20 protein-coding genes are annotated in these 24,171 nt (G+C 76.3%); 16 read left to right on the top strand and 4 right to left on the bottom strand.

Annotated elements, in window-relative coordinates; all coding sequences use genetic code 11:
• The first annotated feature begins 196 nt into the window (after positions 1–196).
• The 16 genes from alaS to aroC all read left to right on the top strand — a co-directional run bounded on the left by alaS (position 197) and on the right by aroC (position 18,194).
• Complete coding sequence (gene alaS, locus EJA20_RS13635; RefSeq protein WP_129338907.1) at positions 197–2,911, top strand: alanine--tRNA ligase; 2,715 nt, start codon at positions 197–199, stop codon at positions 2,909–2,911.
• On the top strand, positions 2,904–3,476 hold the full coding sequence (gene ruvX, locus EJA20_RS13640; protein WP_129338909.1) for a Holliday junction resolvase RuvX: 573 nt from the start codon (positions 2,904–2,906) through the stop codon (positions 3,474–3,476). Before alaS ends, ruvX begins: the two co-directional genes overlap by 8 nt.
• Positions 3,473–4,648 carry an endolytic transglycosylase MltG gene (gene mltG / locus EJA20_RS13645; protein WP_240675498.1) on the top strand — a complete coding sequence of 392 codons (1,176 nt, stop codon included), beginning with the start codon at positions 3,473–3,475 and terminating at the stop codon, positions 4,646–4,648. Before ruvX ends, mltG begins: the two co-directional genes overlap by 4 nt.
• Positions 4,649–4,658: 10 nt before the next feature.
• The gene (locus EJA20_RS13650) at positions 4,659–5,525 is read left to right on the top strand and encodes a shikimate dehydrogenase (protein WP_129338911.1); all 867 of its coding nucleotides are present in this window, start codon (positions 4,659–4,661) and stop codon (positions 5,523–5,525) included.
• Positions 5,526–5,640: 115 nt separating this feature from the next.
• The gene (locus EJA20_RS13655; protein WP_129338913.1) at positions 5,641–7,317 is read left to right on the top strand and encodes a GspE/PulE family protein; all 1,677 of its coding nucleotides are present in this window, start codon (positions 5,641–5,643) and stop codon (positions 7,315–7,317) included.
• Between the two features lie 152 nt (positions 7,318–7,469).
• Complete coding sequence (locus tag EJA20_RS13660) at positions 7,470–8,822, top strand: type IV pilus twitching motility protein PilT (RefSeq protein ID WP_276319547.1); 1,353 nt, start codon at positions 7,470–7,472, stop codon at positions 8,820–8,822.
• Positions 8,822–10,048 carry a type II secretion system F family protein gene (locus EJA20_RS13665; protein ID WP_129338917.1) on the top strand — a complete coding sequence of 409 codons (1,227 nt, stop codon included), beginning with the start codon at positions 8,822–8,824 and terminating at the stop codon, positions 10,046–10,048. Before EJA20_RS13660 ends, EJA20_RS13665 begins: the two co-directional genes overlap by 1 nt.
• 205 nt (positions 10,049–10,253) lie before the next feature.
• Positions 10,254–10,655 (top strand): type IV pilin protein, encoded by a 402-nt coding sequence (locus tag EJA20_RS19790; RefSeq protein WP_129338919.1) that lies wholly within the window; start codon positions 10,254–10,256, stop codon positions 10,653–10,655.
• Between the two features lie 107 nt (positions 10,656–10,762).
• Positions 10,763–11,170, top strand: coding sequence for a prepilin-type N-terminal cleavage/methylation domain-containing protein (locus tag EJA20_RS13675; RefSeq protein WP_129338921.1), 408 nt, complete (start codon positions 10,763–10,765; stop codon positions 11,168–11,170).
• A complete protein-coding gene (locus tag EJA20_RS13680) occupies positions 11,167–11,835 on the top strand; it encodes a prepilin-type N-terminal cleavage/methylation domain-containing protein (RefSeq protein ID WP_164983985.1) in 669 nt (222 codons plus the stop codon). Before EJA20_RS13675 ends, EJA20_RS13680 begins: the two co-directional genes overlap by 4 nt.
• On the top strand, positions 11,826–13,220 hold the full coding sequence (locus EJA20_RS13685; protein ID WP_129338923.1) for a pilus assembly PilX N-terminal domain-containing protein: 1,395 nt from the start codon (positions 11,826–11,828) through the stop codon (positions 13,218–13,220). Before EJA20_RS13680 ends, EJA20_RS13685 begins: the two co-directional genes overlap by 10 nt.
• Entirely contained in the window at positions 13,217–13,996 is a 780-nt protein-coding gene (locus EJA20_RS13690; RefSeq protein ID WP_129338925.1) for a prepilin peptidase, read from the top strand. Before EJA20_RS13685 ends, EJA20_RS13690 begins: the two co-directional genes overlap by 4 nt.
• 91 nt (positions 13,997–14,087) lie before the next feature.
• On the top strand, positions 14,088–15,143 hold the full coding sequence (pilM, locus tag EJA20_RS13695) for a type IV pilus assembly protein PilM (protein ID WP_129338927.1): 1,056 nt from the start codon (positions 14,088–14,090) through the stop codon (positions 15,141–15,143).
• On the top strand, positions 15,140–15,853 hold the full coding sequence (locus EJA20_RS13700; protein WP_129338929.1) for a PilN domain-containing protein: 714 nt from the start codon (positions 15,140–15,142) through the stop codon (positions 15,851–15,853). The genes pilM and EJA20_RS13700 overlap by 4 nt, the downstream gene beginning before the upstream one ends.
• On the top strand, positions 15,850–16,929 hold the full coding sequence (locus EJA20_RS13705; RefSeq protein WP_129338931.1) for a hypothetical protein: 1,080 nt from the start codon (positions 15,850–15,852) through the stop codon (positions 16,927–16,929). The genes EJA20_RS13700 and EJA20_RS13705 overlap by 4 nt, the downstream gene beginning before the upstream one ends.
• Positions 16,930–17,003: 74 nt before the next feature.
• Positions 17,004–18,194 carry a chorismate synthase gene (gene aroC, locus EJA20_RS13710; protein WP_129338933.1) on the top strand — a complete coding sequence of 397 codons (1,191 nt, stop codon included), beginning with the start codon at positions 17,004–17,006 and terminating at the stop codon, positions 18,192–18,194.
• A 4-nt stretch (positions 18,195–18,198) separates the two neighbouring features.
• Here aroC and aroB read toward each other — a convergent pair whose 3' ends face one another.
• The 4 genes from aroB to EJA20_RS13730 all read right to left on the bottom strand — a co-directional run bounded on the left by aroB (position 18,199) and on the right by EJA20_RS13730 (position 24,163).
• On the bottom strand, positions 18,199–19,836 hold the full coding sequence (gene aroB, locus EJA20_RS13715; RefSeq protein ID WP_129338950.1) for a 3-dehydroquinate synthase: 1,638 nt from the start codon (positions 19,834–19,836) through the stop codon (positions 18,199–18,201).
• A gap of 56 nt (positions 19,837–19,892) precedes the next feature.
• On the bottom strand, positions 19,893–21,203 hold the full coding sequence (gene aroD, locus EJA20_RS13720) for a type I 3-dehydroquinate dehydratase (RefSeq protein ID WP_129338935.1): 1,311 nt from the start codon (positions 21,201–21,203) through the stop codon (positions 19,893–19,895).
• Positions 21,204–21,233: 30 nt separating this feature from the next.
• Positions 21,234–22,502, bottom strand: a complete 1,269-nt coding sequence (locus EJA20_RS13725) for an MFS transporter (protein WP_129338936.1) — start codon at positions 22,500–22,502, stop codon at positions 21,234–21,236.
• Positions 22,503–22,708: 206 nt separating this feature from the next.
• Positions 22,709–24,163 carry an HNH endonuclease gene (locus EJA20_RS13730; RefSeq protein WP_420836436.1) on the bottom strand — a complete coding sequence of 485 codons (1,455 nt, stop codon included), beginning with the start codon at positions 24,161–24,163 and terminating at the stop codon, positions 22,709–22,711.
• Positions 24,164–24,171: the final 8 nt, after the last annotated feature.

The raw sequence follows: 24,171 nt of genomic DNA on the forward strand, positions 1-24,171 counted from the left end.
GCAGCCCCCGGACGCGCCGCCCGCGGCCGCCGGCCCGGGCGCGGCGGCCCCACCGGCACCGCGGAGCTCGCCGAGCGCGCCCGTCGCAGCGCCCCGGCCGCGTGGGCCGACGAGCCCACCGAGGACCCGGACGACGACGACCGCTACCCCTTCTTCTGACACCCCGGCCCCGGCCACCCGACCCCACGAGGACCTCATGCGCACCGCCGACGTCCGCCAGCGATGGCTCGACTTCTTCGCGAGCAAGGACCACGCCATCGCGCCGTCCGTGCCGCTCATCTCCCCGGACCCGTCGATCCTCTTCACGATCGCCGGCATGGTGCCGTTCATCCCCTACATCCTCGGGACGCAGCAGCCGCCGTGGCCGCGCGTGGCGAGCGTGCAGAAGTGCATCCGCACGAACGACATCGAGAACGTCGGCCGCACGACGCGTCACGGCACGTTCTTCCAGATGAACGGCAACTTCTCGTTCGGCGACTACTTCAAGCAGGGCGCCGTCGAGCTCGCGTGGGAGCTCATCACCACGCCGCTCGAGCGTGGCGGCTACGGCCTGGACGGCGACCGCATCTGGGTGACGACGTGGGACCAGGACACGGAGGCGTGGGACGCGCTGACCGGCGTCGGGGTCGACCCGAAGCACATCGTCCGGCTGCCGCGCGAGCAGATCTTCTGGGACACGGGGCAGCCCGGACCGGCGGGCCCCTGCGCGGAGTTCCACTACGACCGCGGGCCCGAGTACGGCCCGGACGCGGTCGGGGGGACCGTCGACCCCGGCGGCGACCGCTACCTCGAGTTCTGGAACCTCGTCTTCGACCAGTACGTGCGCGGCGAGGGCTCCGGCAAGGACTACCCGCTGCTGGGCGAGCTGGACCAGAAGGCGATCGACACCGGTGCGGGCCTCGAGCGCCTGGCGTTCCTCCTGCAGGGCAAGCAGAACATCTACGAGATCGACGAGGTCTTCCCCGTCATCGAGCGGGTGCAGGCGCTCACGGGCCGCCGCTACGGCGCCGACGAGGACGCGGACGTGCGCATGCGCGTCGTCGCGGACCACGTGCGCTCCAGCCTCATGCTCGTGGGCGACGGGGTGAGCCCCTCCAACGAGGGCCGCGGCTACGTGCTGCGGCGCCTCCTGCGGCGCACGGTGCGCTCCATGCGGCTGCTCGGCGTCGACGCGGCCACGCTCCCGGACCTGCTGCCGGTGAGCCGGGACGCGATGAGCCCGTCCTACCCCGAGGTCGCGCGCGACTTCGACCGCATCGCCGGCGTCGTCTACGGCGAGGAGGACGCGTTCCTGCGGACGCTCACCTCCGGCACGACGATCCTCGAGGGCGCCGTGCGGCGCGCGCAGGAGACGCCGGCGGCGACCGGCCCGCTGCTGACGGGGGAGCAGGCGTTCCAGCTCCACGACACCTACGGCTTCCCCATCGACCTCACGCTGGAGATGGCGGCCGAGCACGGCGTCGCGGTCGACGAGACGGCCTTCCGCAGCCTCATGCAGGCGCAGCGCCAGCGCGCCCGCGCGGACGCGCTGGCGAAGAAGACCGGGCACGCCGACACCTCCGCCTACCGCGAGGTCCACGCGACGCTGGCCGGTGCCGCCGGCGACGCGCGCGCCGTCCGCTTCGTCGGGTACACGGACGACACGGCGGAGGCCGCCGTCGTCGGGCTGCTCGTCGACGGCGTGGCCGCGCCCACCGCCACGGCGCCCGCGGACGTCGAGGTGATCCTCGACGTGACGCCCTTCTACGCCGAGTCCGGCGGCCAGCTCGCCGACCAGGGCACGATCGCGCTCGAGGGCGGGGCGCTCGTCGAGGTCGACGACGTGCAGGCGCCGATCAAGGGGCTGAACGTGCACCGGGGGCGGCTCGTCGACGGCACGCTGACGCTCGGCGAGCGGGGCGTCGCGCGCATCGACGTCGACCGCCGCCGCGCCATCGCCCGGGCGCACACCGCGACGCACATGGTCCACAAGGCGCTGCGCGAGTCCCTGGGCGACACCGCGACGCAGGCCGGGTCGGAGAACGCGCCGAGCCGCGTGCGCTTCGACTTCCGCCTCGGGTCCGCGGTGCCCGCGGGCGCCCTGGCCGAGATCGAGCAGCGGGTGAACGACCGGCTCCAGGACGACCTCGACGTCACCGACACGACCATGCCGATCGACGAGGCCCGCGCCCTGGGCGCGATGGCGCTCTTCGGCGAGAAGTACGGCAAGGAGGTCCGCGTGGTGTCCATCGGCGGGGACTGGTCGCGCGAGCTGTGCGCCGGCACCCACGTGGGGCGCTCGGGCGAGCTCGGCCTCGTCACGCTGCTCGGCGAGTCCTCCATCGGCTCCGGCGTGCGCCGGGTCGACGCGCTCGTCGGTGCCGGGGCCTACGGCTACCAGGCCAAGGAGCGGGCCCTCGTCGGCCAGCTCTCCGGCCTGCTGGGGGCACGCCCCGACGACCTGGCCGACCGCGTCTCCTCCCTCGTCACGCGGCTGCGCGACGCGGAGAAGGAGCTCGGCGCGCTGCGCCAGGCCCAGGTGCTGGCCCAGGCCGGCGGCCTGGCGGCCGGCGCGCGGACGCTCGGCGGCGGCCTGCGCGTGGTCACCCACGACGCGGGCGAGGTCGCGGGCGCGGACGACCTGCGCACCCTCGCGCTCGACGTGCGCGCGCGCCTCGGCGACTCCGCCGGTGCCGTCGTGGCCGTGGGCGGCGTCGCCAAGGGCCGGCCCGTGGTGGTCGTCGCGACGAACGCGGCCGCCCGCACGGCCGGTGCCCGCGCGGGCGCGCTCGTGCGCGTCGCCTCCACCGTGCTGGGCGGCGGCGGGGGCGGCAAGGACGACGTCGCGCAGGGCGGCGGCCAGGACCCGGCGGCCCTGCCGGAGGCGCTGCGGGCCCTGGAGCTCGAGCTCGAGCGCGGCGCGGTTGGCTGAGCCCGGGGGGCCGTCCGTCCCCCGGGGCGCCCGCCTGGCCGTCGACGTCGGCACGGTCCGGGTGGGTCTGGCCGCGTCCGACGCGGACGGGCTCGTCGCCACGCCGGTGGCGACGCTCGCCCGCGCGGCGCGCCCGGCGCCCGGCGCCGCCTGGCCCGCCGACGTCGCCACGATCGTGGCGGAGGTGGAGGAGCGGGGTGCGCAGGTGGTGTACGTCGGGCTCCCGCGCCACCTGAACGGGTCGGAGGGTTCGTCCTCCGCGGCGGCGCGCGCGTACGCTGAGGCGTTGGCGAGCGCGGTGGCCCCGGTGGCCGTCCGTCTCGTCGACGAGCGGATGAGCACCGTGTCCGCGCACCGCGCGTTGCGGGAGGCCGGCCGGGCGGGCCGGAAGCACCGGCAGGTGGTCGACCAGGCCGCCGCCGTGGTGATCCTCACGACGGCGCTGGACGCGGAGCGGGCCACGGGACGGCGCAGCGGGGAGCCGGTCAGGCCCCGGGTGGAGCACGGTCAGCGGCGGGCAGCGGGGGCACCGGCCGACCCGACGGACGCAGAGGACAGGACGTGAACGACGGCACCCAGGGCACGACGACCCGCGCCGGGTCGGCGGACGACCTCCTCGTGGGCGTGGACGGCTCCCTCGGGGAGCGGCGGTCCCGCGCCCGCGGGCGGGCGCAGGCGGCACGACGACGGCAGCGGCGGCGACGCCTGCTCGTCGTCCTCGCGGTCGTCGCGCTCGTCCTCGGCGGCGGCGCGTGGGCGGTGACCTCCTTCCTCGGCGGGATCCGCGACGAGGGCGGCACGTCCGCCGGCGTGGAGGACTACCCCGGCCCCGGGCGGCCGTCGGCGCAGGTCGTCATCCCCGAGGGCGCGACGGGCGCGCAGATGGGCGAGGTGCTGACGGAGGCCGGCGTCGTCGCGACCGCCGCGGCCTTCGCGGACGCGTTCGCCGCGAACGCCGACGCCGCGACCATCGGCCCCGGCACGTACAACCTCCTGCTGGAGATGAAGGCGAGCGCGGCCGTCGAGGCGCTCCTCAACCCGGCCAGCCGCGCCACCACCCGCCTCACGGTGCCCGAGGGCTTCACGCGGGACCAGGTGCTCGCGCGCGCCGCCGAGGTCACGGGCGTGCCCCTGGCGGACCTGGAGGCGGCGGCCGCCGACCCGGCCGCGACGGGCCTGCCGGCGGAAGCCGGCGGGCAGCTCGAGGGCTGGCTGTTCCCCGCCACCTACGACGTGGAGCCCGAGGCGACCGCCGCCGACGTGCTGGCCCCCATGGTCGCCCAGACGGTGGCGGTGCTGAACCAGCGCGCCATCCCGGCGGACCAGTGGCAGACGGTCCTCACGAAGGCCTCGCTCGTCGAGCGCGAGGCCGGCCGCGACGAGGACCGCCCCAAGATGGCGCGGGCCATCGAGAACCGGCTCGAGCGCGGCATGCCGCTGCAGATCGACGCCGCGGTCGCCTACGGCGCGGGCAAGTCGGGGCGCGACCTGACGACGGCGGACCTCGAGGACCCGACCAACCCGTTCAACCTCTACCTCGTCGGCGGCCTGCCGCCGACGCCCATCGCCTCGCCCGGGGCGGCGTCCATCGACGCCGTGCTCAGCCCCGAGGACGGCACGTGGCTCTTCTGGGTGACGGTGGACCTCGAGACGGGCGAGACGCTCTTCGCCACGACGAACGACGAGCACAACGCCAACCGCCGCCTCTACGAGCAGTGGCTGGCGGAGAACGAGTGACGTCGCGCCCATGACCGCCGCCGCCCCCGGCCCCCGCCGCGCGGCGGTGGTCGGCCACCCCGTCGCGCACTCGCTGTCCCCGGTCCTGCACGGGGCCGCCTACGCCGCCCTCGGGCTCGAGGGCTGGTCGTACACCGCCCTCGACGTGCTGCCCGAGGACCTGCCGGCGCTGCTGGCGGGGCTCGACGCGGGCTGGGCCGGCCTCAGCGTGACGATGCCGCACAAGCACGCGCTGCTCGGGCTCGTGGACCACGTCGACCCCCTGGCGGTCGTCGTGGGCGCCGCCAACACCGTCCTGCTGCAGCCCGGGCGCACCCGGCCGCAGCTCGTCGCGCTCAACACGGACGTGCACGGCCTCGTCGCCGCGCTGGGGGAGGGGCGCGGCCCCGGGGCGCCCGCGCCGCGGCGGGCGGTCGTCCTCGGCGGCGGCGCGACGGCGGCCTCGGCCCTGGCGGCCCTCGCCCAGCTCGGGGTCCCGGAGGCGGAGGTCCTCGTGCGGTCCCCGGGCCGCGCGGGCGCGCTGCTCGCCGCCGCGGGCCGGATGGGCCTGCACCCGCACCTCGTGCCGCTGCGGGAGGCGGCGGCGCGGCTGCCGGAGGCGGACCTCGTCGTCTCCACCCTGCCCGCGCACGCGCCCGACGAGCTCGCGGCGCAGCTGCGGGCCGCGGGCACGCCGCTGCCCGGCACGCTCCTCGACGTCGTGTACGACCCGCGCCCGACGGACCTGCAGCGGGCGTGGCTCGACCTCGGCGGGTCCACCGTCGGCGGCGACCGGATGCTGCTGCACCAGGCGGTCGAGCAGGTGCGCCTCATGACGGGCCGCCCGGCCCCGGTGGCCGCGATGGACGCGGCGCTCACGGCGGCGCTCGCCCGGTAGCGCGCCGTCCGGCGACCCCTCAGGGTCCGGGTCCGGACGCCGATGGGGGAGGCGAGGCCCGACGTCCGGCGACCGCCCGGCGCGTCGCGGCCGGCGACGACCCCGGAGGAGACGCGTGAGGCAGCTCGGTCAGATCCTGCTCGACGAGGGCCTGGTGACGGAGTCCCAGCTCACCGCCGCGCTCGCCGAGCAGCGGGTGCGCGGGCAGTCGCTGGGCCGCACGCTCGTCGAGATCGGCCTGCTCGACGAGCGCCAGCTCGTGGCCGCCCTGGCCGCCCAGGTCGGCATGGCGTTCATCGACCTCGAGGACTACCCGGTCGACCGCATGGCCGTCTCGCTCGTGCCCGGCGCGCTGTGCCGGCGCCACGTCGTGCTGCCCATCGCCATCGAGGACGGCGTCCTCGTGCTCGCCACCGCCAACGCGGGCAACGTCGTCGCCGTCGACGACGTGCGCACGTACTGCGGCATGGCGGTGCGGACCGTCGTCGCGACGCAGGACGACCTCGCGCGCGCCATCGACCGCTTCTGCCGGGTCGACGGCGAGATCGAGAACCTCTCGTCGGCCTTCGAGCAGGAGGTCGCCCCCGACGAGGACGACGAGCTGACCCGGATGGGCGACGTCGCCGAGGACGAGGCGCCGGTCGTGCGCTTCGTCAACCTCCTCGTGGCGCAGGCCATCACGGACCGCGCGTCCGACATCCACATCGAGCCCGCGGAGCACGACGTCCGCATCCGCTACCGCATCGACGGGGTGCTGCACGAGACCCAGCGGGCGCCCAAGCAGATCCAGGGCGGCGTCATCTCGCGCGTGAAGATCATGAGCGACATCGACATCGCCGAGCGGCGCAAGCCGCAGGACGGCCGCATGTCCGTGACGCACAACGGCCGCACGGTCGACCTGCGCGTGGCGACGCTGCCGACGGTGTGGGGCGAGAAGATCGTCCTGCGGATCCTCGACAGCTCGTCCTCGCGTCTGGACCTGCGCGACCTGTCGTTCCTCGCCGGCAACCTCGACGCCTACCGCGCGGCCTACACGAAGCCCTACGGGATGATCCTCGTCACGGGCCCCACCGGGTCCGGCAAGTCGACGACGCTCTACGCGACCGTCAACGCCGTGTCGCGCCCCGAGATCAACGTCATCACGGTCGAGGACCCGGTCGAGAGCCGCATCGAGGGCGTCAACCAGGTCCAGGTGAACCCGAAGGCGGGCCTCACGTTCGCCGGCGCGCTGCGCTCCATCCTGCGCTCGGACCCCGACGTCGTGCTGCTGGGCGAGATCCGCGACCACGAGACGGCCCAGATCTCCGTCGAGGCCGCGCTCACGGGCCACCTCGTGCTCTCGACGCTGCACACGAACGACGCGCCGTCCGCCGTGACGCGCCTGGTGGAGATGGGCATCGAGCCCTTCCTCGTCGGGTCCGCGCTGGACGCCGTCGTCGCCCAGCGCCTCGCCCGCCGCCTGTGCGACCGGTGCAAGCAGGCGTACCGGCCGAGCGACGACGAGCTCGCCGTCGCCGGCTTCGGGCTCGCCCCCGACGGGGAGCGCCCGACGACCTTCCGCCCCGTCGGCTGCGAGGCGTGCAGCCGCACCGGGTTCCGCGGGCGCATCGCCATCCACGAGGTCATGCGCGTGACGGAGGAGATCGAGCGGCACGCCGTCGCCCGCTCCTCCAGCGCCGACATCGCCCGCACCGCCCGGCGCCAGGGCATGGTGCCGCTGCGGCAGGACGGCTGGTCGAAGGTGCTGCTCGGCCTCACCTCGATGGAGGAGGTCCTGCGCGTCGTCGCCTGAGGGCCACCTCACGCGCTCCGCCCCGGTGCCGATAGGCCCTGTCAGGGCGGCCCACCCGCTCGACGACCCGCTCGACGACCTGCTCGACCACCTGCCCGACGACCTGCCCGACGACCTGCCCGACGACCTGCCCGAGACCTGGAGGCGCACCTGTGAGCGAGCTCCCCACGCCCGCCCTCGCACCCGTCCCCGTGGCGCCCGCCCTCGTCCCGCTCGCGCCCCTGGCGCCCGGGCCGGCCGACCCGGCGACCGGTCCGCGGGCGCCGCGGGCGGCGGCCCTCGCCGGTGCCGCCCGCCCGGGGGGTGCTGCGGCGTCCGACGCGGACGACGTCGACCTCGACGCGGCCCTGCGCGCGGCGATGGCCGTCGGGGCCTCCGACCTGCACCTCACGGTCGGCGCGCCGCCGACGGTCCGCCGGGACGGCTCCCTCCGCCCGCTCGAGGGCTACCCGGTCCTGGCGGCGGACTCGCTGCGCCGCAGCGTCTTCGCGACGCTCACCCAGCGCCAGCGGGACCGCTTCGAGGCCGACCTCGAGCTCGACTTCGCCTACTCCCTCGGGGGCGCGGCGCGCTTCCGCGTGAACCTGTACCAGCAGCGGTCCTCGGTGGGTGCCGTCTTCCGCGTCATCCCGCACGAGATCACGCCGCTCGAGCAGCTGGGCGTGCCGGCGGTCGTCGGCAACTTCGCCGGCCTGCCGCGCGGGCTCGTGCTCGTCACCGGCCCCACGGGCTCGGGAAAGTCGACGACCCTCGCCGCGATCCTCGACCTGGCGAACCGGACGCGCCACGACCACATCGTCACCGTCGAGGACCCCATCGAGTTCCTCCACCGGCACAAGGGCTGCCTGGTGAACCAGCGCGAGGTCGGCGCCGACACGCAGTCCTTCACCTCCGCCCTGCGCCACGCCCTGCGGCAGGACCCCGACATCATCCTCGTCGGCGAGCTGCGGGACCTGGAGACGATCTCCGTCGCGCTCACCGCCGCGGAGACCGGCCACCTCGTGTTCGCCACGCTGCACACGCAGGACGCGGCGCAGACGGTGGACCGCATCGTCGACGTGTTCCCCGCCGAGCAGCACGGGCAGATCCGCACGCAGCTCGCCGGCGCCCTGCAGGGCATCGTGTCGCAGACCCTGTGCCGGACGGCGACGGGCCGTGGCCGCGTCGTCGCCACGGAGGTGCTCGTCGCGACGCCCGCGATCCGCAACCTCATCCGCGAGGGCCGGACGCACCAGCTCTACTCCGTCATGCAGGCCGGGGGGCAGTTCGGGATGCACACGCTGGACCAGGACCTCGCGCAGCTCGTCGTCTCCGGGCGCATCACGTACGAGGACGGCCTCGACAGGTGCCACCACGTCGAGGACTACACGCGCCTGACGAACCGCACGGGCAGCGGTCGCGCCTCGGGCAGCGCCCCGGCGCCGGATCCTGACCTCGGGACCGACCTCGGGACGGACGCCTTCGGCGCGCCCGTGGGCCTCGGCTCGTTCGGGGGCGGGCTCTGATGGCCGGGACGAAGACGTTCCAGTACGCCGTCCGCGACCGGGGCGGCAAGCTCGTCAAGGGCCGCATCGAGGCGACGACGACCGCCGCCGTCGCGAACCGGCTGCGCACGATGGGGCTCGCCCCGGTGGCGATCACCGAGGTGACCACCACGGGCCTGCGGCGCGAGGTCCGGCTGCCCGCCCTCGGCGAGCGGGTCGGCCTCAAGGACATCGCGGTGATGGCCCGGCAGATGGCGACGATGGTCTCCTCGGGCCTGTCCCTCATCCGGACCCTGTCGATCCTCGCCGAGCAGACCCAGAACAAGACCCTGGCCCGGGTGCTCGGCCGCGTCCGGCACGACGTGGAGAACGGCCAGGCGCTGTCGGTGTCGCTGGGCGCCCACAAGGACGTCTTCCCGCCCCTGATGGTCAACATCGTGCGCGCGGGGGAGACGGGCGGCTTCCTCGACGACGCGCTGCTGTCGGTGGCGGCGAACTACGAGTCCGAGGTCAGGCTCCGCTCGACGATCAAGGCCGCCATGACCTACCCCGTCATGGTCTTCGGCATGGCCGTCCTGGCGGTCGTCGGCATGCTCGTCTTCATCGTGCCCGTGTTCCAGGACATGTTCGCGGGCATGGGCGGCACGCTGCCGCTGCCGACCCGGGTGCTCGTCGAGCTCAGCCACGTCATGCGCTACGCCGGCCCCGTGCTCCTCGTCGCCGGGCTCGTCGGTGCCTGGTGGTGGGGCAAGCACCGGTACGACGCGCGCGTGCGGTCCGTCGTCGACCCGCTCAAGCTGCGCCTGCCCGTGTTCGGCACCCTGTTCAAGAAGGTGGCGATCGCCCGGTTCAGCCGCAACTTCGGCACGATGATGGGCGCCGGCGTCCCGATCCTGCAGGCGCTGGACATCGTGGGGGAGACGAGCGGCAACTGGGCCGTCGAGCGGGCCGTGGTGCGCATCAAGGAGAGCGTGCGCAACGGGCACCCCCTGGCGGGGCCGCTCGGGGAGCACCCCGTGTTCCCGCCGATGGTCGTCCAGATGATCGCCGTCGGCGAGGACGCCGGTGCCCTGGAGACGATGCTCGGGAAGATCGCGGAGTTCTACGACCAGGAGGTCCAGAGCACGACGGAGCAGCTCACCTCGCTCATCGAGCCGCTCATGATCGCGGTCCTCGGCGTCGTCATCGGCGGCATGATCGTGGCCCTCTACCTGCCGATCTTCGACATCTTCACGCTCATCGAGTGACCGCGCGGGCGCACCGCGCCGCCGCTCCGTCGACGCCGTCCGGCCCCGGGCCGGGCGGCGTCGTCGTCTCCCGGGGCGACCTCCGGCCCGGGCCGGACGACCGGCGCCACCTGGTCCCCGACGCCTCAGGGCCGGCCGCGGGGTGCCGATGAGAGGGACGAACGGAGCGACTGCTCACCACCGCGACACCCGAAGGAGAGCCCCCATGCTGGCTCGTGTCCGCAAGGCCCTCGACGAGAACCAGAAGGGTTTCACCCTCGTGGAGCTGCTCGTCGTCGTCATCATCATCGGCATCCTCGCCGCCATCGCGATCCCCGTGTACCTGAACCAGCAGAACAAGGCGAAGGACAACGCGGCGCAGGCCGACCTGTCGAGCGCCAAGACGGCCGTCGTCGTCAAGATGCTCGAGGACACCGCCTTCGCGCCGACGATCAACGCCGCACTGCCCACCACGGTCTACAAGGCGTCGTCCTCGACGTCTGAGCTGAACGTCGTGAAGTTCGACAAGTCCGCGGGCACGTTCTGCCTGTCGGCGAAGTCGGCCTCCGCCGCCGCCCCGACGTACTACGTCACGAACAGCACGGGCATCACCACCACCGCCTGCTGACGCTGACGCTGCGGACGGGGTGCGACGGGAGGGCCGTCGCACCCCGTCCCCGCGTCCGGCCCGCACTCCCGCACCACCACCGCGCCGACCTCGAGAGGAGGACCGCCATGACCCCGGCCGCGCCGGACCCGGGCCACGACGCCGGCTTCAGCCTCGTCGAGACCGTCATCGCGATGGTCCTGCTCGCGCTCGTCGCCCTCGCGGTCCTGCCGCTGGTCCTCGAGGTCACGCGCGCCTCCGCGACGGGCGTCCGCCTCGCCACCGCCTCGCGGCTCGTCGCCGAGCAGATGGAGGCCAAGCGGGCGGTGCCGAACACGATCTGCGACGACCGCAACGGCGCGGTCGTGGTGACGACGCCCGACCCCCGCGGCGGCGCGTTCGAGACCCGGACCGACATCGACGGTCAGTGCCCGGGCGCCGGCGTCGTGGAGTACGACGTCTGGGTCGTCCACACGACGGCGCCTGGCAAGCGGATCGCCGCCGCCACGACGCGCCTCGCGATGGACGGCTCGTGAGCACCGGCCGGCGCCGCGGGTGGCGCACGAGGCTCGCGGGCAGGGACAGGGGCGTCACGCTCGTCGAGCTCATCGTGTCGATGGCGATCCTCGTCGTCCTGCTGCCGCTGGCGGGCCTGCTGCTCGAGAGCACGCTGCTGTCCCAGCGGGACACGGGGGACCTCACGCGCGCGGGCGACGCCGCCCAGACCGTGGCCGGCTCCGTCGAGGCCGGCGTGCGCAACGCCTCGGCGTTCCGGGTCACGTACGTCCGCCCGACCCCGTCCTCGGACCCGGACGAGCTGCTCGTGGTCCGCACCCGGGGCACGGGCGCGACGTGGCGGTGCGAGGCCTGGTGGTACGACGCCGCGGCAGACACGGTGTGGACCCGGCGCGTCCCGGAGAGCGCGGGCGCGGCCGCCGCCCTCACGCCGCCGTCGAGCGGCATCCCCGCGGGCTGGACCGCCCTCGCGCGCGGCGTCACCCCGCGGGCGCGGCCGGTGCCGTCGGGGTCCCCGACGCCCACGCCCGCCGCGGGGCTGACGGGCCCGGCGGTCCTCACCGCCACGTCCCGCGGCGTCGAGCTCGGCTTCACCGTCGCGACGGGCCGCGGCAAGCCCGTCGTCCTGTCCACCGCCATCAGCAAGCGACCCCAGGGTCAGACCGGGAGCGCACCATGCTTCTGAGGACGTGCACGACGCGCACGACGGGCCGCGCCCGCGACGCCCTGCGTCGACGCCCGGACCGCGGCGCCGACGACGGCGAGCGGGGCGCCGCGCTGGCCTCCGTCCTCGCCATCGTCGCGGTGCTGGCGGTCGTCTCGGTGACGCTGCTCGCGACCGCCACCTTCAGCACCGGGTTCGCGGGCGCCAACCGCGCCGGGGTCCAGGCGAGGGCCGCCGCCGAGGGCGGCGTCGACCACGCCCTCCTCAACCTGGCCACCTGCGTGTCGGGCGTCATCACCAGCCCGGCGGGCACGGCCCCGGTGTTCCGGGTCGAGGTCGACTGGCACGCGACGAACGGCCCGTGGCGCGAGGACGAGTGCCCCACCTCAGCGGCGGCCGAGGTGCGGCTCACCTCCACCGGGACGGCGGCGGACCCCGGCGTCGACGGAGAGGCGGCCAGCCGGACCCGGACGGTCGAGGCCGTCGCGAAGCCGCTGCCGGCGATCACCGCCGGCACCTCCCTGCGCCTCGTCGCGCCCCTGTCGGTGCTGGGGCAGGGCACGACGAACGCGGACGTCAGCGTCCAGGGCGACGTCACCTGCGCCGAGACCCGCCCCGCCCTCACGCACACCGGCACGCTCTACGTGTCCGGCACCTACACCCCGTCGAGCCCGTGCAGCACCCAGGGCGCTCCGGTGGTGGGCCCGTTCGACCCCAGCTCGCCCGCCCTCGCCTTCCCGCGCATCACGCGCTCGGACTCGCGCTGGTGGAAACGGTACTTCGTGCCGAACTTCCAGGACTTCGTGAAGTACTGGACGGACGACTACTACAACTTCTGCAACTTCTCCGGGTGGGGCGCCCGGTCCTCCGACAGCCCCCTCGGCGTCGTCGCAGACTCCACGTCCGACTGCCCCGGCGGGGTCACCATGCGCACGGCCAAGCCGGGGGAGCCGTACCCCCCGCTCGTCGTCACCCTCAACGGCGACGTCACGCTCCTCGTCAACAAGTTCACCCTCGACGGCCCGATTCGCTTCGAGGCGGCCGCAGGCACCGGCGAGAAGGAGTTCGCGGTCTCGATCGTCAGTCCATGGCCCGATACTGCGACGAGTTGCGAATCGCGGACGCCAAACATAGTTATCCGAAACGGCGGCATCGTGACGGGTCCACGGACACGCGTGCTGCTCTACAGCGCGCAGGGGGTGCAACTCGGCGCATCACCTGAGGAACGCGCCACGACGGGCGCTCCTGTCGGCCCCACTCAAGACTTCCGCGGGCAGATCATCGGGTGCGGCGTCTCGCTGCAGGACCCGACCACCCTCACCTACGCGCCCGTGGGCCGAAGCATGCAGGCCCCCGACGCGGTCCCGCCCATGCAAGTCGTGTCGAAGCGGGACGTGACGTCGTGACCACGGGCCCTCTCGTCGCCTTCTGCGCCGTCCTCGGCCTCGCCGTCGGCTCGTTCCTCAACGTCGTCGTCTGGCGCGTGCCGCGCGGGGAGTCCGTCGCGCACCCGCCGAGCGCGTGCCCCGCCTGCGGCCACGCCGTGCGGCCCCGTGACAACGTGCCCGTCCTGTCCTGGCTCCTCCTGCGCGGGCGTTGCCGCGACTGCGGCGTGCGGATCTCCCGGCGGTACCCGCTGGTCGAGGCCGGCACGGCGGTCCTCGTCGCGCTCGTCCCGCTCGTCGTGACGCCGTGGGCGGTCCCCGCCTACGCGTACCTCGTGGCCATCGGGGTGGCGCTCGCGCTCATCGACCTCGACACGCAGCGCCTCCCGAACGCGATCGTCCTGCCGGCCTACCCGGTCCTGGCGGTGCTGCTCACCCTGGCGAGCGCCGGCACGGGGGACTGGGCGGCGCTGGGTCGGGCGGCCGTCGGCGGCGCCGCGCTCTTCGCGGGGTACTTCGTGCTGCGCTTCGCCCAGCCCGGCGGCATGGGCTTCGGCGACGTCAAGCTCGCCGGTCCGCTCGGCGCGGCGCTGGCCTGGCTCGGGTGGGGACCGTTCGCGGTCGGCGCCTTCGCGGCGTTCCTGCTCGGCGGGGTGTTCGGGCTGGGGCTCATGGCCACCCGCCGCGCCGGCCGGCGGACGGGCATCCCGTTCGGCCCGTGGATGCTCGTCGGGGCCGCGCTCGGGGCCCTCGTCGGCGAGCCCGCCTGGGACGCCTACGTGTCCCTGCTCGCCTGACGCTCAGCCGACGGCCCCCGCCGCCGATAGGCCGGTCGGACCACTCGCACCACGACGGAACCACGACGGAACCACGACAGAGGAGACCTCCGTGCCGAAGGCAGGAGTCATCGGGCTCGACCTCGGCAGCACGCACGTGCGCGCCGCCGAGGTGCGGCTCGCCCGGGGCGCCCGGGGAGCCGCGACCCTGCGGCGCTACGCCCAGGTGCCGCTGCCGCTCGGCGCCGTGCGCGACGGCGAGGTCGCCGACGCGGCCGCCGTCACCGCCGCCCTGCAGGAGCTGTGGGCGCGTGGGCGCTTCTCGTCGCGCGACGTCAACATCGGCGTCGGCAACCAGCGCGTGGTCGTCCGCGAGCTCGAGCTGCCGTGGGTGCCGCTCGGGCAGATCCGCGCGTCCCTGCCCTTCCAGGTGCAGGAGCTCATCCCGTGGCCGGTCGAGGAGGCGCTCCTGGACTACCACGCCACGGGCGAGCGGGAGGGCCCCTCCGGCCGGATGGTGCAGGGCATGCTCGTCGCCGCGACGCGGGACACCGTGCGCGCGAACCTCCTGGCCGTGGAGTCGGCCGGCCTGCGCCCCCGGCTCGTCGACCTCAACGCCTTCGCTCTGCAGCGCGCGCTCACCCACGGCGCCCACGACGGGCGGACCGTGGCGCTCGTCGAGATCGGGGCGCGCATCACCCAGGTCGTCATCGTCGCGGGCGGCGTCCCGCGCTTCGTGCGCCTGCTGCCCTCGGGCGGCCAGAACGTCACCGACGCGGTCGCCGGGGCGCTCGGCATCGCGGCGTCCGAGGCGGAGGAGGTCAAGCGGGCCGCAGGCATCGGCCTGCCCCTGGGCGACGACCTCGCGGTGGCCGGGGAGGCCGTGAGCACGGTCGTCCGGCCCCTCGTCGAGGCCATCCGGAACACCTGCGTGTACTACAGCAGCAACAACCCCGGTGCCGGCGTGGAGGTCGCCGTCCTCAGCGGCGGCGGCGCCCGGCTGCGCGGCCTCGACCGCTACCTGGCCAGCACGAGCCGTCTCACCGTGGTCCACGGCGACCCGCTCGCCGCGCTCAAGGTGGCCGCCACCGCGCACCTCGACGCCGCCGCCGCCCAGCAGGCGTCCCTCACCACGCCGGTCGGCCTCGCGCTCGGGGTGGCGGCATGACCGCGCGCACCGCGCCCGCGGTCGCCACGACCACGACGGCTCCCTCCGTCGCGCCCCGGGCCCCGCAGGTCAACCTCCTGCCCGACGAGGTGCGCGTGGCGCGCACCCTCGGCGTCGTCAAGCGCTGGGTGCTGGCGTCCGCGGCCGTCACGGCCGTCGCGATCGGCACGGTCGCGGCCGTCGCCCAGCTCCAGACGCACACCGCCGACGCGGACCTGGCGCAGGCCGAGGCGGACACCGCCCGGCTCGTCGCGCAGCAGGCGCCCTACGCGGAGCTGTCCACGGTGCGCACGGCGCTCGACGAGACCCTGGCAGCACGCCGGCAGGTCCTCGGGGGCGAGGTCCTGTGGTCCGAACGGCTGGGGGCGCTCGTCGCCGTGACGCCCGACGGCATCTCCCTCACCACCGTCGACTACCTCGGGGCCACCCCCGTCGCCCCGGTGCAGGCGAGCACCGACCCGCTCGTCACGACGGGCCTGGGCACCCTCACCTTCGCCGGCCACGCCTCGGGCGTGCCCGACACCGCGGCGTGGGCCGACGCCCTCGACGCCCTGCCCGGGTTCTCCGACGCGCGCATCGACGCCGTGCGCCGGGACGACTCCGGCGGGGCGGGCGGCCTGCCCTACAGCGTCTCGGGCTCGGTGCAGGTCGACGCCGAGGCCCTCTCGCACCGCTTCGACGACGTCACCGACACCCAGGGGGAGTCATGAGCAGCACCCTGCCCGTCCGCTGGGTCGCCGGCAGCGGCGTCGTGTGCCTCGGGGCCCTCGTCGGCTCCTGGCTGCTCGTGCTCGGGCCCATGATGGACGCCGCCGCCGCGACCCACGACCGGGCCGACGACGTGCGTGCGCAGAACGCCGTCCTCGCCGGCCGTCTCGACGAGGTCGCGACGGAGTTCGCCGGCATCGACGGGCTGCGCGCGCAGCTCGCCGAGCTCCGTCTGCAGCTGCCGGCCGACGCCGCCCTCACGGCCCTCAGCCGCGAGGTCGCCGCCGCCGCGTCGGGTGCGGGCGTCACGCTCGTGGCCGTCGAGGTCGCGGACGCGGTCGACCTCGCGGGGGGCCCGGGCACGACGAGCACGTCCGTGCCGGTCGACCCCACGGTGCCGGGGTCCGACGACGCCGGCTCGGAGGGGTCGGGCGGGGAGGTCGCCACCACCGCGACGGCCGTCGCGGCCGCCGTACCGGCGGGGAGGGTGGCGGTCCCCGTGACCACGACGGTCGAGGGCTCCGTGGACGGCGTGCGCGCCTTCGTGCGGGCCCTCCAGACCGGGCTGGAGCGGCAGCTGCTCGTCACCTCGCTCGGCGTCTCGGCCCTCGAGCCGTCGGGCGGGGAGGACGGCGCGCCCGCGGCGGCGGCCGGGGACATCCGGGCCGTCGTCGGGACGTGGGCCTTCGTGCTGCCGGCGACCGGGGCCGAGGCCGTCCCGGCGCCGCCGGTGGTGACCGGGCCGCTGCCCGAGACGCCCGGACGCAGCGTCTTCCTGCCCGACAGCGCCACGACGGTGACGCCCGAGCAGGTCCTGGAGGCGGCGGCCTCGACCCAGGCCGCCGACGCCGCCACGGCGGCGCTGGAGCAGATGAGCGCCGCCATCGAGCAGCGGCTGGCGGAGGCCACCGAGGCCGCCGCCTCCGCGGCCTCCGCCCAGGCGGCCGCCGCCGCCGCGGCCGCGGCCGCGACGACGGGCGTGGCGGCGCCGTCGACCGCAGCCACGACGACGGCCGGGACGGTGCCGTCCGACGTGCCGACGGGCACGGGCACGGCCGTGCAGGCCGACCAGGGCTGAGGCCGGGCGCCGGGCCCGCGTCCGCAGCCCGGACGCGGGCCGGTCCACGTCCCGACGTGGGGGATGATCGGCGCATGTTGCGCTGGCTGACCGCGGGAGAGTCGCACGGCCCGGCCCTGGTGGCCGTCCTCGAGGGCCTCCCGGCGGGCGTCGAGGTGACCACCCAGGACCTGCGGGCGGCCCTCGCGCGCCGCCGCCTCGGCTACGGGCGCGGTGCGCGCATGTCCTTCGAGCAGGACGAGGTGCGCATCCTCGGCGGTGTCCGCCTCGGCACGAGCCAGGGCGGCCCGGTCGCCGTGGAGATCGGCAACACGGAGTGGCCCAAGTGGGTCGACGTCATGTCCGCGGACCCCGTCGACGACCCGGCGCTGCTGGCGCGGGCCCGCAACGCCCCCCTCACGCGGCCGCGCCCGGGCCACGCGGACCTCGTCGGGATGCGCAAGTACGCGTTCGACGACGCGCGGCCGGTCCTCGAGCGCGCCTCGGCGCGGGAGACCGCTGCCCGCGTCGCGCTGGGCACCGTCGCCGCGCACCTGCTCGAGCAGGCCGCCGGCATCCGGCTGGTCGCGCACGTCGTCGGCATCGGCCCGGTCGCGGTGCCCGACGACGCGCCGCTGCCGCTCCCCGAGGACGTCGCGCGGCTCGACGCCGACCCCGTCCGGTGCGCCGACCCCGCCACGTCGGCGGCGATGGTCGCGGAGATCGACGACTGCCACAAGGCCGGCGACACCCTCGGCGGCGTGGTCGAGGTGCTCGCCTACGGGCTGCCCTCGGGCCTGGGCAGCTACGTCCACAGCGACCGGCGGCTCGACGCGCGCCTCGCCGCGGCCCTCATGGGCATCCAGGCCATCAAGGGGGTGGAGGTCGGCGACGGCTTCCGGACGGCCACGCGCCGCGGGTCCGCCGCGCACGACGAGATCGAGCGCGGCCCCGACGGACGGCTCCTGCGCACGAGCAACCGCGCCGGCGGGCTCGAGGGCGGCATGACCAACGGCGAGCCGCTGCGCGTCCGCGCCGCCATGAAGCCGATCTCGACGGTCCCGCGCGCCCTGCGCACCGTGGACGTCGCGACGGGCGAGGTCGCCCAGGCGCAGCACCAGCGCTCGGACGTCTGCGCCGTGCCGCCCGCGGCCGTCGTCGCCGAGGCCATGGTGGCGCTCGTCCTCGCGGACGCCCTCCTGGAGAAGACCGGCGGCGACAGCGTCGGCGAGGTGCGCCGCAACCTCACCGCCTACCTCGAGGCGGTCCCGGAGAACCTGCGCTGAGGCGTCAGAGGGCGATGGAGCGCGACGGCACGACGCCCTCGGCGATCTCCGCGTAGGCGGCGACGAGCAGGGTCGGGTCCGGGCCCTCGAGCCGTGCGGGACGTGCCACGTCCTCCAGCACGACGAACCGCAGCAGGTCGCCCCGGGCCTTCTTGTCCCGGCGCATCGCCGCGAGGAGCTTGTCCCAGCGGTCGCCGCGGTAGCCGACCGGCAGCCCGAGCCGCGTGAGGACCGCGCGGTGCCGGTCGACCACGGCGTCGTCGAGCTTGCCTGCGAGCCGCGCGAGCTCGGCCGCGAAGACCATGCCGACCGACACGGCGGCGCCGTGCCGCCACTGGTAGCGCTCGACGTGCTCGATGGCGTGCCCGAGCGTGTGCCCGTAGTTGAGGATCTCCCGCAGGCCGGCCTCCTTGAGGTCCTCGCCCACCACACGGGCCTTGACGGCGACGGCCCGCTCGACCAGCTCGGCGAGCACCGGGGACGTGGCCGCCCGCGCCGGGTCCGTGAGCTCGTCGGCGTGCGCCTCGACGAGGTCGAGGATCACCGGGTCGGCGATGAAGCCGCACTTGACGACCTCGGCGAGCCCCGCGACGAGGTCCCACCGCGGAAGGGAGGCCAGCGCGGCGAGGTCGCAGAGCACGCCCGCCGGGGGGTGGAACGTCCCGACGAGGTTCTTGCCCTCCGTCGTGTTGATGCCCGTCTTGCCACCCACGGCGGCGTCGACCATGCCGAGCAGCGTCGTCGGCACGTGGACCACCCGCACGCCGCGCAGCCACGTCGCGGCGACGAAGCCGGCGAGGTCGGTCGTCGCCCCGCCGCCGAGCCCGACCACGACGTCCGTGCGCGTGAAGTCCGCCTGCCCGAGGACGCCCCAGCAGAAGGCCGCCACCTGCGCGGTCTTCTGCGCCTCGGCGTCGGGCACCTCCGCCAGCAGCACCTCGCGGCCGCCGGAGAGCAGGTCGTCGCGCACGGCGGCGGCGGTCGTCGCCAGGGCCGTGGGGTGGACGACGAGCACCTTGCGGGCGTCCGCGCCGACGAGGGCGTCGAGCTCGCCCAGCAGGTGCCGGCCGACCACCACGTCGTAGGGGACGTCGCCCCTCACGGTGATGCGGGTGGGCGCCACCGCCCCGGGCGTGCCGTCTCCCGTGCGGTCTCCCGTGCCCACGGCCGCCTCGACCGCCGCCGCCACCTCGTCCGGGTCGCGCCCGTCCGTGCTCACCACCACCGTGCTGACCTCCCTGTAGACCGGCCGCCTCGCGGCCGCGATCGTCTCCCAGCGCTCGCGCGGGTCCCCGGCGAGCAGGGGCCGCGAGGCGCCTCCGCCGATGCGGGCCGCCGCCGCGTCCGCGGAGACCTCGAGCAGCACCACCGCGCCCCCGGCACGGACGTACTCCGCCAGCGCCGCGCGCGTCCCGGGGTCGAGCACCGCGCCGCCGCCGAGCGCGAGCACGCCCGGGTGCTCGCGCAGGGCCCGCACCACCGCCTCGTGCTCGCGGCGCCGGAACGCGGCCTCGCCCTCGTCGCGGAACACCTCCGCCACCGCCCGGCCGGCCTCGGCCTCCACGTCGGCGTCGCTGTCGCGCAGCGTGACGCCCCAGCGGCGCGCCAGCCGTGCACCGACGGAGGACTTGCCGGAGCCCATCGGGCCGCACAGGACGACGCGGGGGCCGCGGGCGGGGAGCGGCTCGGGCACGGCGGTCACCCTAGCCCGCCGTGCACGAGCGCCAGCGCGGCCCGCAGGTCGGCCACCGGCACCTGCCCGGGGGCCGAACCGGCGCCGACGGTGCCGAACGTCGCGCAGGACCCGAACACCCCGCCGGCCAACCGCGACACGACCCCGTCCGCCGCCATCGAGACGGTCAGCAGCGGACGGTCGGTGCGCGCGCCGGCCTCCCACGTCGCCCGGAGCAGCGTCAGCACGTCGGCGGGGGAGCGGGGCATGACCGCGACCTTGAGGACGTCGGCCCCCCGCCTCTCCAGCGCCAGCAGCGTGCCGACCAGCGCGTCGACTGCCGGCGTGCCGGCGAAGTCGTGGCTGGAGCCGACCACCGGGACACCGGCGGCGCGGGCCGCGGCGACGACGGCGGCGCCGGCGTCGCCCGTCGTCAGCAGCTGGACGTCGACGAGGTCGGCGACCCCCGCGCCGAGCCCGGCGGCGTAGGCGGCGACGTAGGCCTCCCCGCTGACGGGCCGCGGCCCGCCCTCGGCGTCCGTGCGCACCGTCACGAGCAGCGGGAGGCCGCCGAGGGCCGCGACGAGCTGCGGCCCCAGCGTGGCGACGACCCCGGGCTCGGGCCCGCCCGCCAGCGCGTCCAGCCGCCACTCGACGAGGTCGGGAGCCGCCGCGCGCACGTCCGCGGCTGCTGCCAGGAGGGCGCCCGGCGTCGCGGCGACGAGCGGGACGACCACCTTGGGCGTCCCGGTGCCGAGGGCGAGCCCGCCCCGCAGGACGACCGGGCGGACCGCGCGCAGGCCGACCGCCCGTGCCACGGCGGTCGCCAGCACCTCGTCGGCCCCGGGTCCCGCGGCCTCGCCGGCGGCGACCACGTGCGTGCTCACCGCCTCCAGCAGGGGACGCCGCTCGGCCAGCATCGCGCGCCAGCGCGCCCGGGTGGCCCCCAGCGCCACGGCTCCGGCGGCGTCCAGCCCGGCGAGCTTCGCGGACCGTCCGGCGTCGAGCTCCAGGTGCACGACCGCCCCGCCGGCCGCTCCGACCCCCACGAGCCGCTCGCGGGTGCCCGCGTCGAGCACCGCGCCGCTCGGGACGGCGACGACTCCTCCCCCGTGCGCCTGGGCCAGGGCGTCGGCCACGACCGCCCGCTCGAGCGCGCGGAAGGCGTCCTCCCCGTCCTCGACGAGCACGAGCCCCGGGTCGCGGCCCCCGGCGCGGCGCGCGAGCTCCTCGGCCGGGTCGAGGACGGGCACGCCGAGGCGCCGCGCGAGCGCCCGCGCCACCTCGACGACCGGGGCGCCGGGCGGCCCGACGAGCACGAGGGTCCGGGGGTCCACGCCGCGATCCTGGCACGGGCCGCCGACACGTCAGACGGCCGTCCGGCGCGCCCCGCGGGCGAGGACCGGCAGCAGCGCCAGGGCCAGCGCGCCTCCCGCCAGCGCGAGGAGCGGGAACCCGCCCCACGCGACGACCAGCCCGGACCCCAGCCCTGCTCCGGCGCCCGCCACCGCCACGGCGAGGTCCACCGCGCCCTGCGTCCGTGCCCGCGCCGCGAGGGGCACCGCGTCGCCGAGCATCGCCGTCCCGGCGACGAGGCCGAGGCTCCACCCCAGCCCGAGCAGCCCGAGGCCGACGGCGAGACCCGGGACGGAGGCGCCCGGGACCGCGGCGAGGACGACCCCGGCGAGCAGGAGCACGCCGGCGGCGAGCGCGGCGGTGCGGGAGGCGCCGACCCGGTCGACCAGCATCCCGGCCAGCGGCGACGGCAGGTACATCGCCCCGACGTGGACGGCGATGACGAACCCCGTCGCCGTCACGGGGTGGTGGTGGGCCTGCATGTGCACGGGCGTCATCGTCATGACCGCCACCATGACGAGCTGGGTCACGACCATGACGGTCCCCGCCAGGAGCACCGCCCGGCGCACGGCGGCCGCGTCCGGGTCGGGCGGCGGCGCGCCGCCCGCCGCCCGGCGCTGCTCGGCGCGCGTCCGGGCCAGGAGCAGGGGGTCGGGTCGGAGCAGGGCGCCGAGGACGAGGGCGGCTGCCGCGTAGGCCGCACCGGACAGGAGGAAGGGCCCGGCGAGCTCGGGGATGCCCCAGCCGCGGGCGAGGGCGCCGAGCGGGCCGACCAGGTTCGGGCCCGCCACCGCGCCGAACGTCGTCGCGACGAGGACCGTGCTGACCGCGCGGCCGCGCCGCGGCGGCGCCGCCAGGTCCGCACCGGCGTAGCGCGCCTGGAGGTTCGTCGCGCTGCCGGCGCCGTACACGAGCAGGGCGAGCAGGAGCAGCGGCACGGATCCCGCGACGGCCGCGACCACGACGCCGGCGCTGCCGGCCGCGCCGGCCGCGTAGCCGAGGGCGAGACCCGGGCGCCGACCCCTGCGCTGCGAGACGCGCCCGACGAGGAGCGCGGTGCCGGCGGCGCCGGCGGTGAAGAGCGCGGTCGGCAGCCCAGCGAGCCCGGTGGTCCCGAGCATGTCCTGGGCGAGGAGGGCGCCGACCGTGATGCCCGCGGCGAGCCCGGCGCCCGACAGCACCTGGGCGAGCACGAGGACGCGCAGGGTGCGCCGCTGCTCGGGCGCGTCGGCGCCGGATGGTCGGCCGGCCTCGTCGACAGGGGGAGAGGGCGGGGCCACGGACCCGAGCGTGCTGCCCGGGGACCCGGGCGTCCAGCCCCCGCTCCGCCCGTCTGACCCATCGGTGGTCGGCCCCTCCGGGTCGGTCGCGCCGTCCGAACGCCCGACCGTCCACCGTCCCACCGTCCGTCCGTCCGACCCGTCTGTTCCGTCCGATCGGGGGTCCAGTCGGCGACGGCCGGGCCAGGCCCGACGGCCGTGCGTCGTCAGCCGCCGGGCGGCGTGTCGACCGCGCTCACCAGCGCGAGCTCGCAAGCGGTCGGTCCGGCGACGTGCACGAACACGGTGCGGACCCGCGTCCGCGGGCGCCGGCGAGCCCGTCGGGCCGGTCGGGGTGGGCGCAGGTCGGGCGGAGCCATCGCCGCCCGCGGTGGGGTGCCCGGCGGGGTGGGCGCGAGCGCGGGTTGAGGCGTGGAGGTCGCGGTGAGGCCGCCGGGGGTGGTGGTGGTCACGCGGTGGGCGGTCGTGGCGGTGTCGACGTGCTGGTGCCAGCCGGGGGCCTGCTTGGTGTGGTTGGAGGTCTGGCACAGGCCTTGGCCGTTGGTGAGGCTGGTGGGTCCGCCGTCGGCGGCGGGGGTGATGTGGTCGGTGTGGCGGATGGGGGCGTCGCACCAGGGGGTGCGGCAGATGCCGCCGTCGCGGGCGCGGATGAGGGCGGCGAGGCCGTCGGGGCGCAGGCGGGCGCGGCTGGTGGTGGCGATCAGGTGCCCGCCGGGGTCGGCGTACAGGCGCCGCACCCACGCCGCGATCGGCGACCCAGGCCCATCCGGAGCGGCGTCCCTGCTGCCGGCGGTCGTCGCGGGTACCCCCGTGTTCCCGTGGGCTCGGGTGGTTCCACTCCGTCGGTGAGCTTCCGTGTCACCGCTGTCGCCGACGGCGTGGTGTGCACCCGCCTGGCCGGTGGTGGCGGTGGCGGCGGTGGTGATCAGGTCGCGGGCGGTGGCGGCGGGTAGGACGTCGCCGGTCTCCAGGAGCAGGGCCGGTTCGTCGCCGTCGTGCAGCAGGGTGGTGGCGGGCAGGACGACGTCGACGCGCACGGGCACGGCCTGGGCGCTGGCCTGGCCGGTGGTGCGTTCGACGAGCAGGTCGGCCATGAGCTGCCCGCGCGGGCGGGGGTCGCCGGTGGCGCGGGCGGTGTCGGCGGCCCGCTGCAGGGACGCCAGGACGCCGACGCCCTGGGCCACGGGCAGCAGCGCGGTCAGGTAGGTCATCGCGTCCGGGGCGGGCCGCAGGCTCACGGACCGGTCGGCGGTGGCGCGGGCGCGGCGCCGGACCAGGGCGGCGGGGTCCAGCTCGGCCGCGCGTCGGCGGGCGGCGGCGACCAGCCGGCGGGTGCCGAGCCCGTCCAGGCGGTCCAGGTCGGCGCACAGCTCGGCGTCCACCCGGGCCCGGTCCTCGCGCTCGAGGCACGCGGTCTCGCGGACGAGCAGGGTGGTGCGCCACTCGTCCAGCGCCCCGGCACGCAGCGCGGCGGCGGTGCAGGGCATCTCCGTCAGCGCCTTCGCGGTGCCCAGGAGCACCTGCCCGCGGTGGGGGGACACCCGTCGGGCGATCCCGAGCTGGGCGGCCACGCCCTGCCCGCGCCGGGCGGCCGGGACCCCGAGCTCGGCCTGCCGCCGGCGCTCCTCCGCCTCGAGCGCCACGGCCAGGTCGGCCTGCACCGCGCACG

This window comes from Cellulomonas endophytica (assembly GCF_004123805.1).
Classification (GTDB): domain Bacteria; phylum Actinomycetota; class Actinomycetes; order Actinomycetales; family Cellulomonadaceae; genus Cellulomonas; species Cellulomonas endophytica.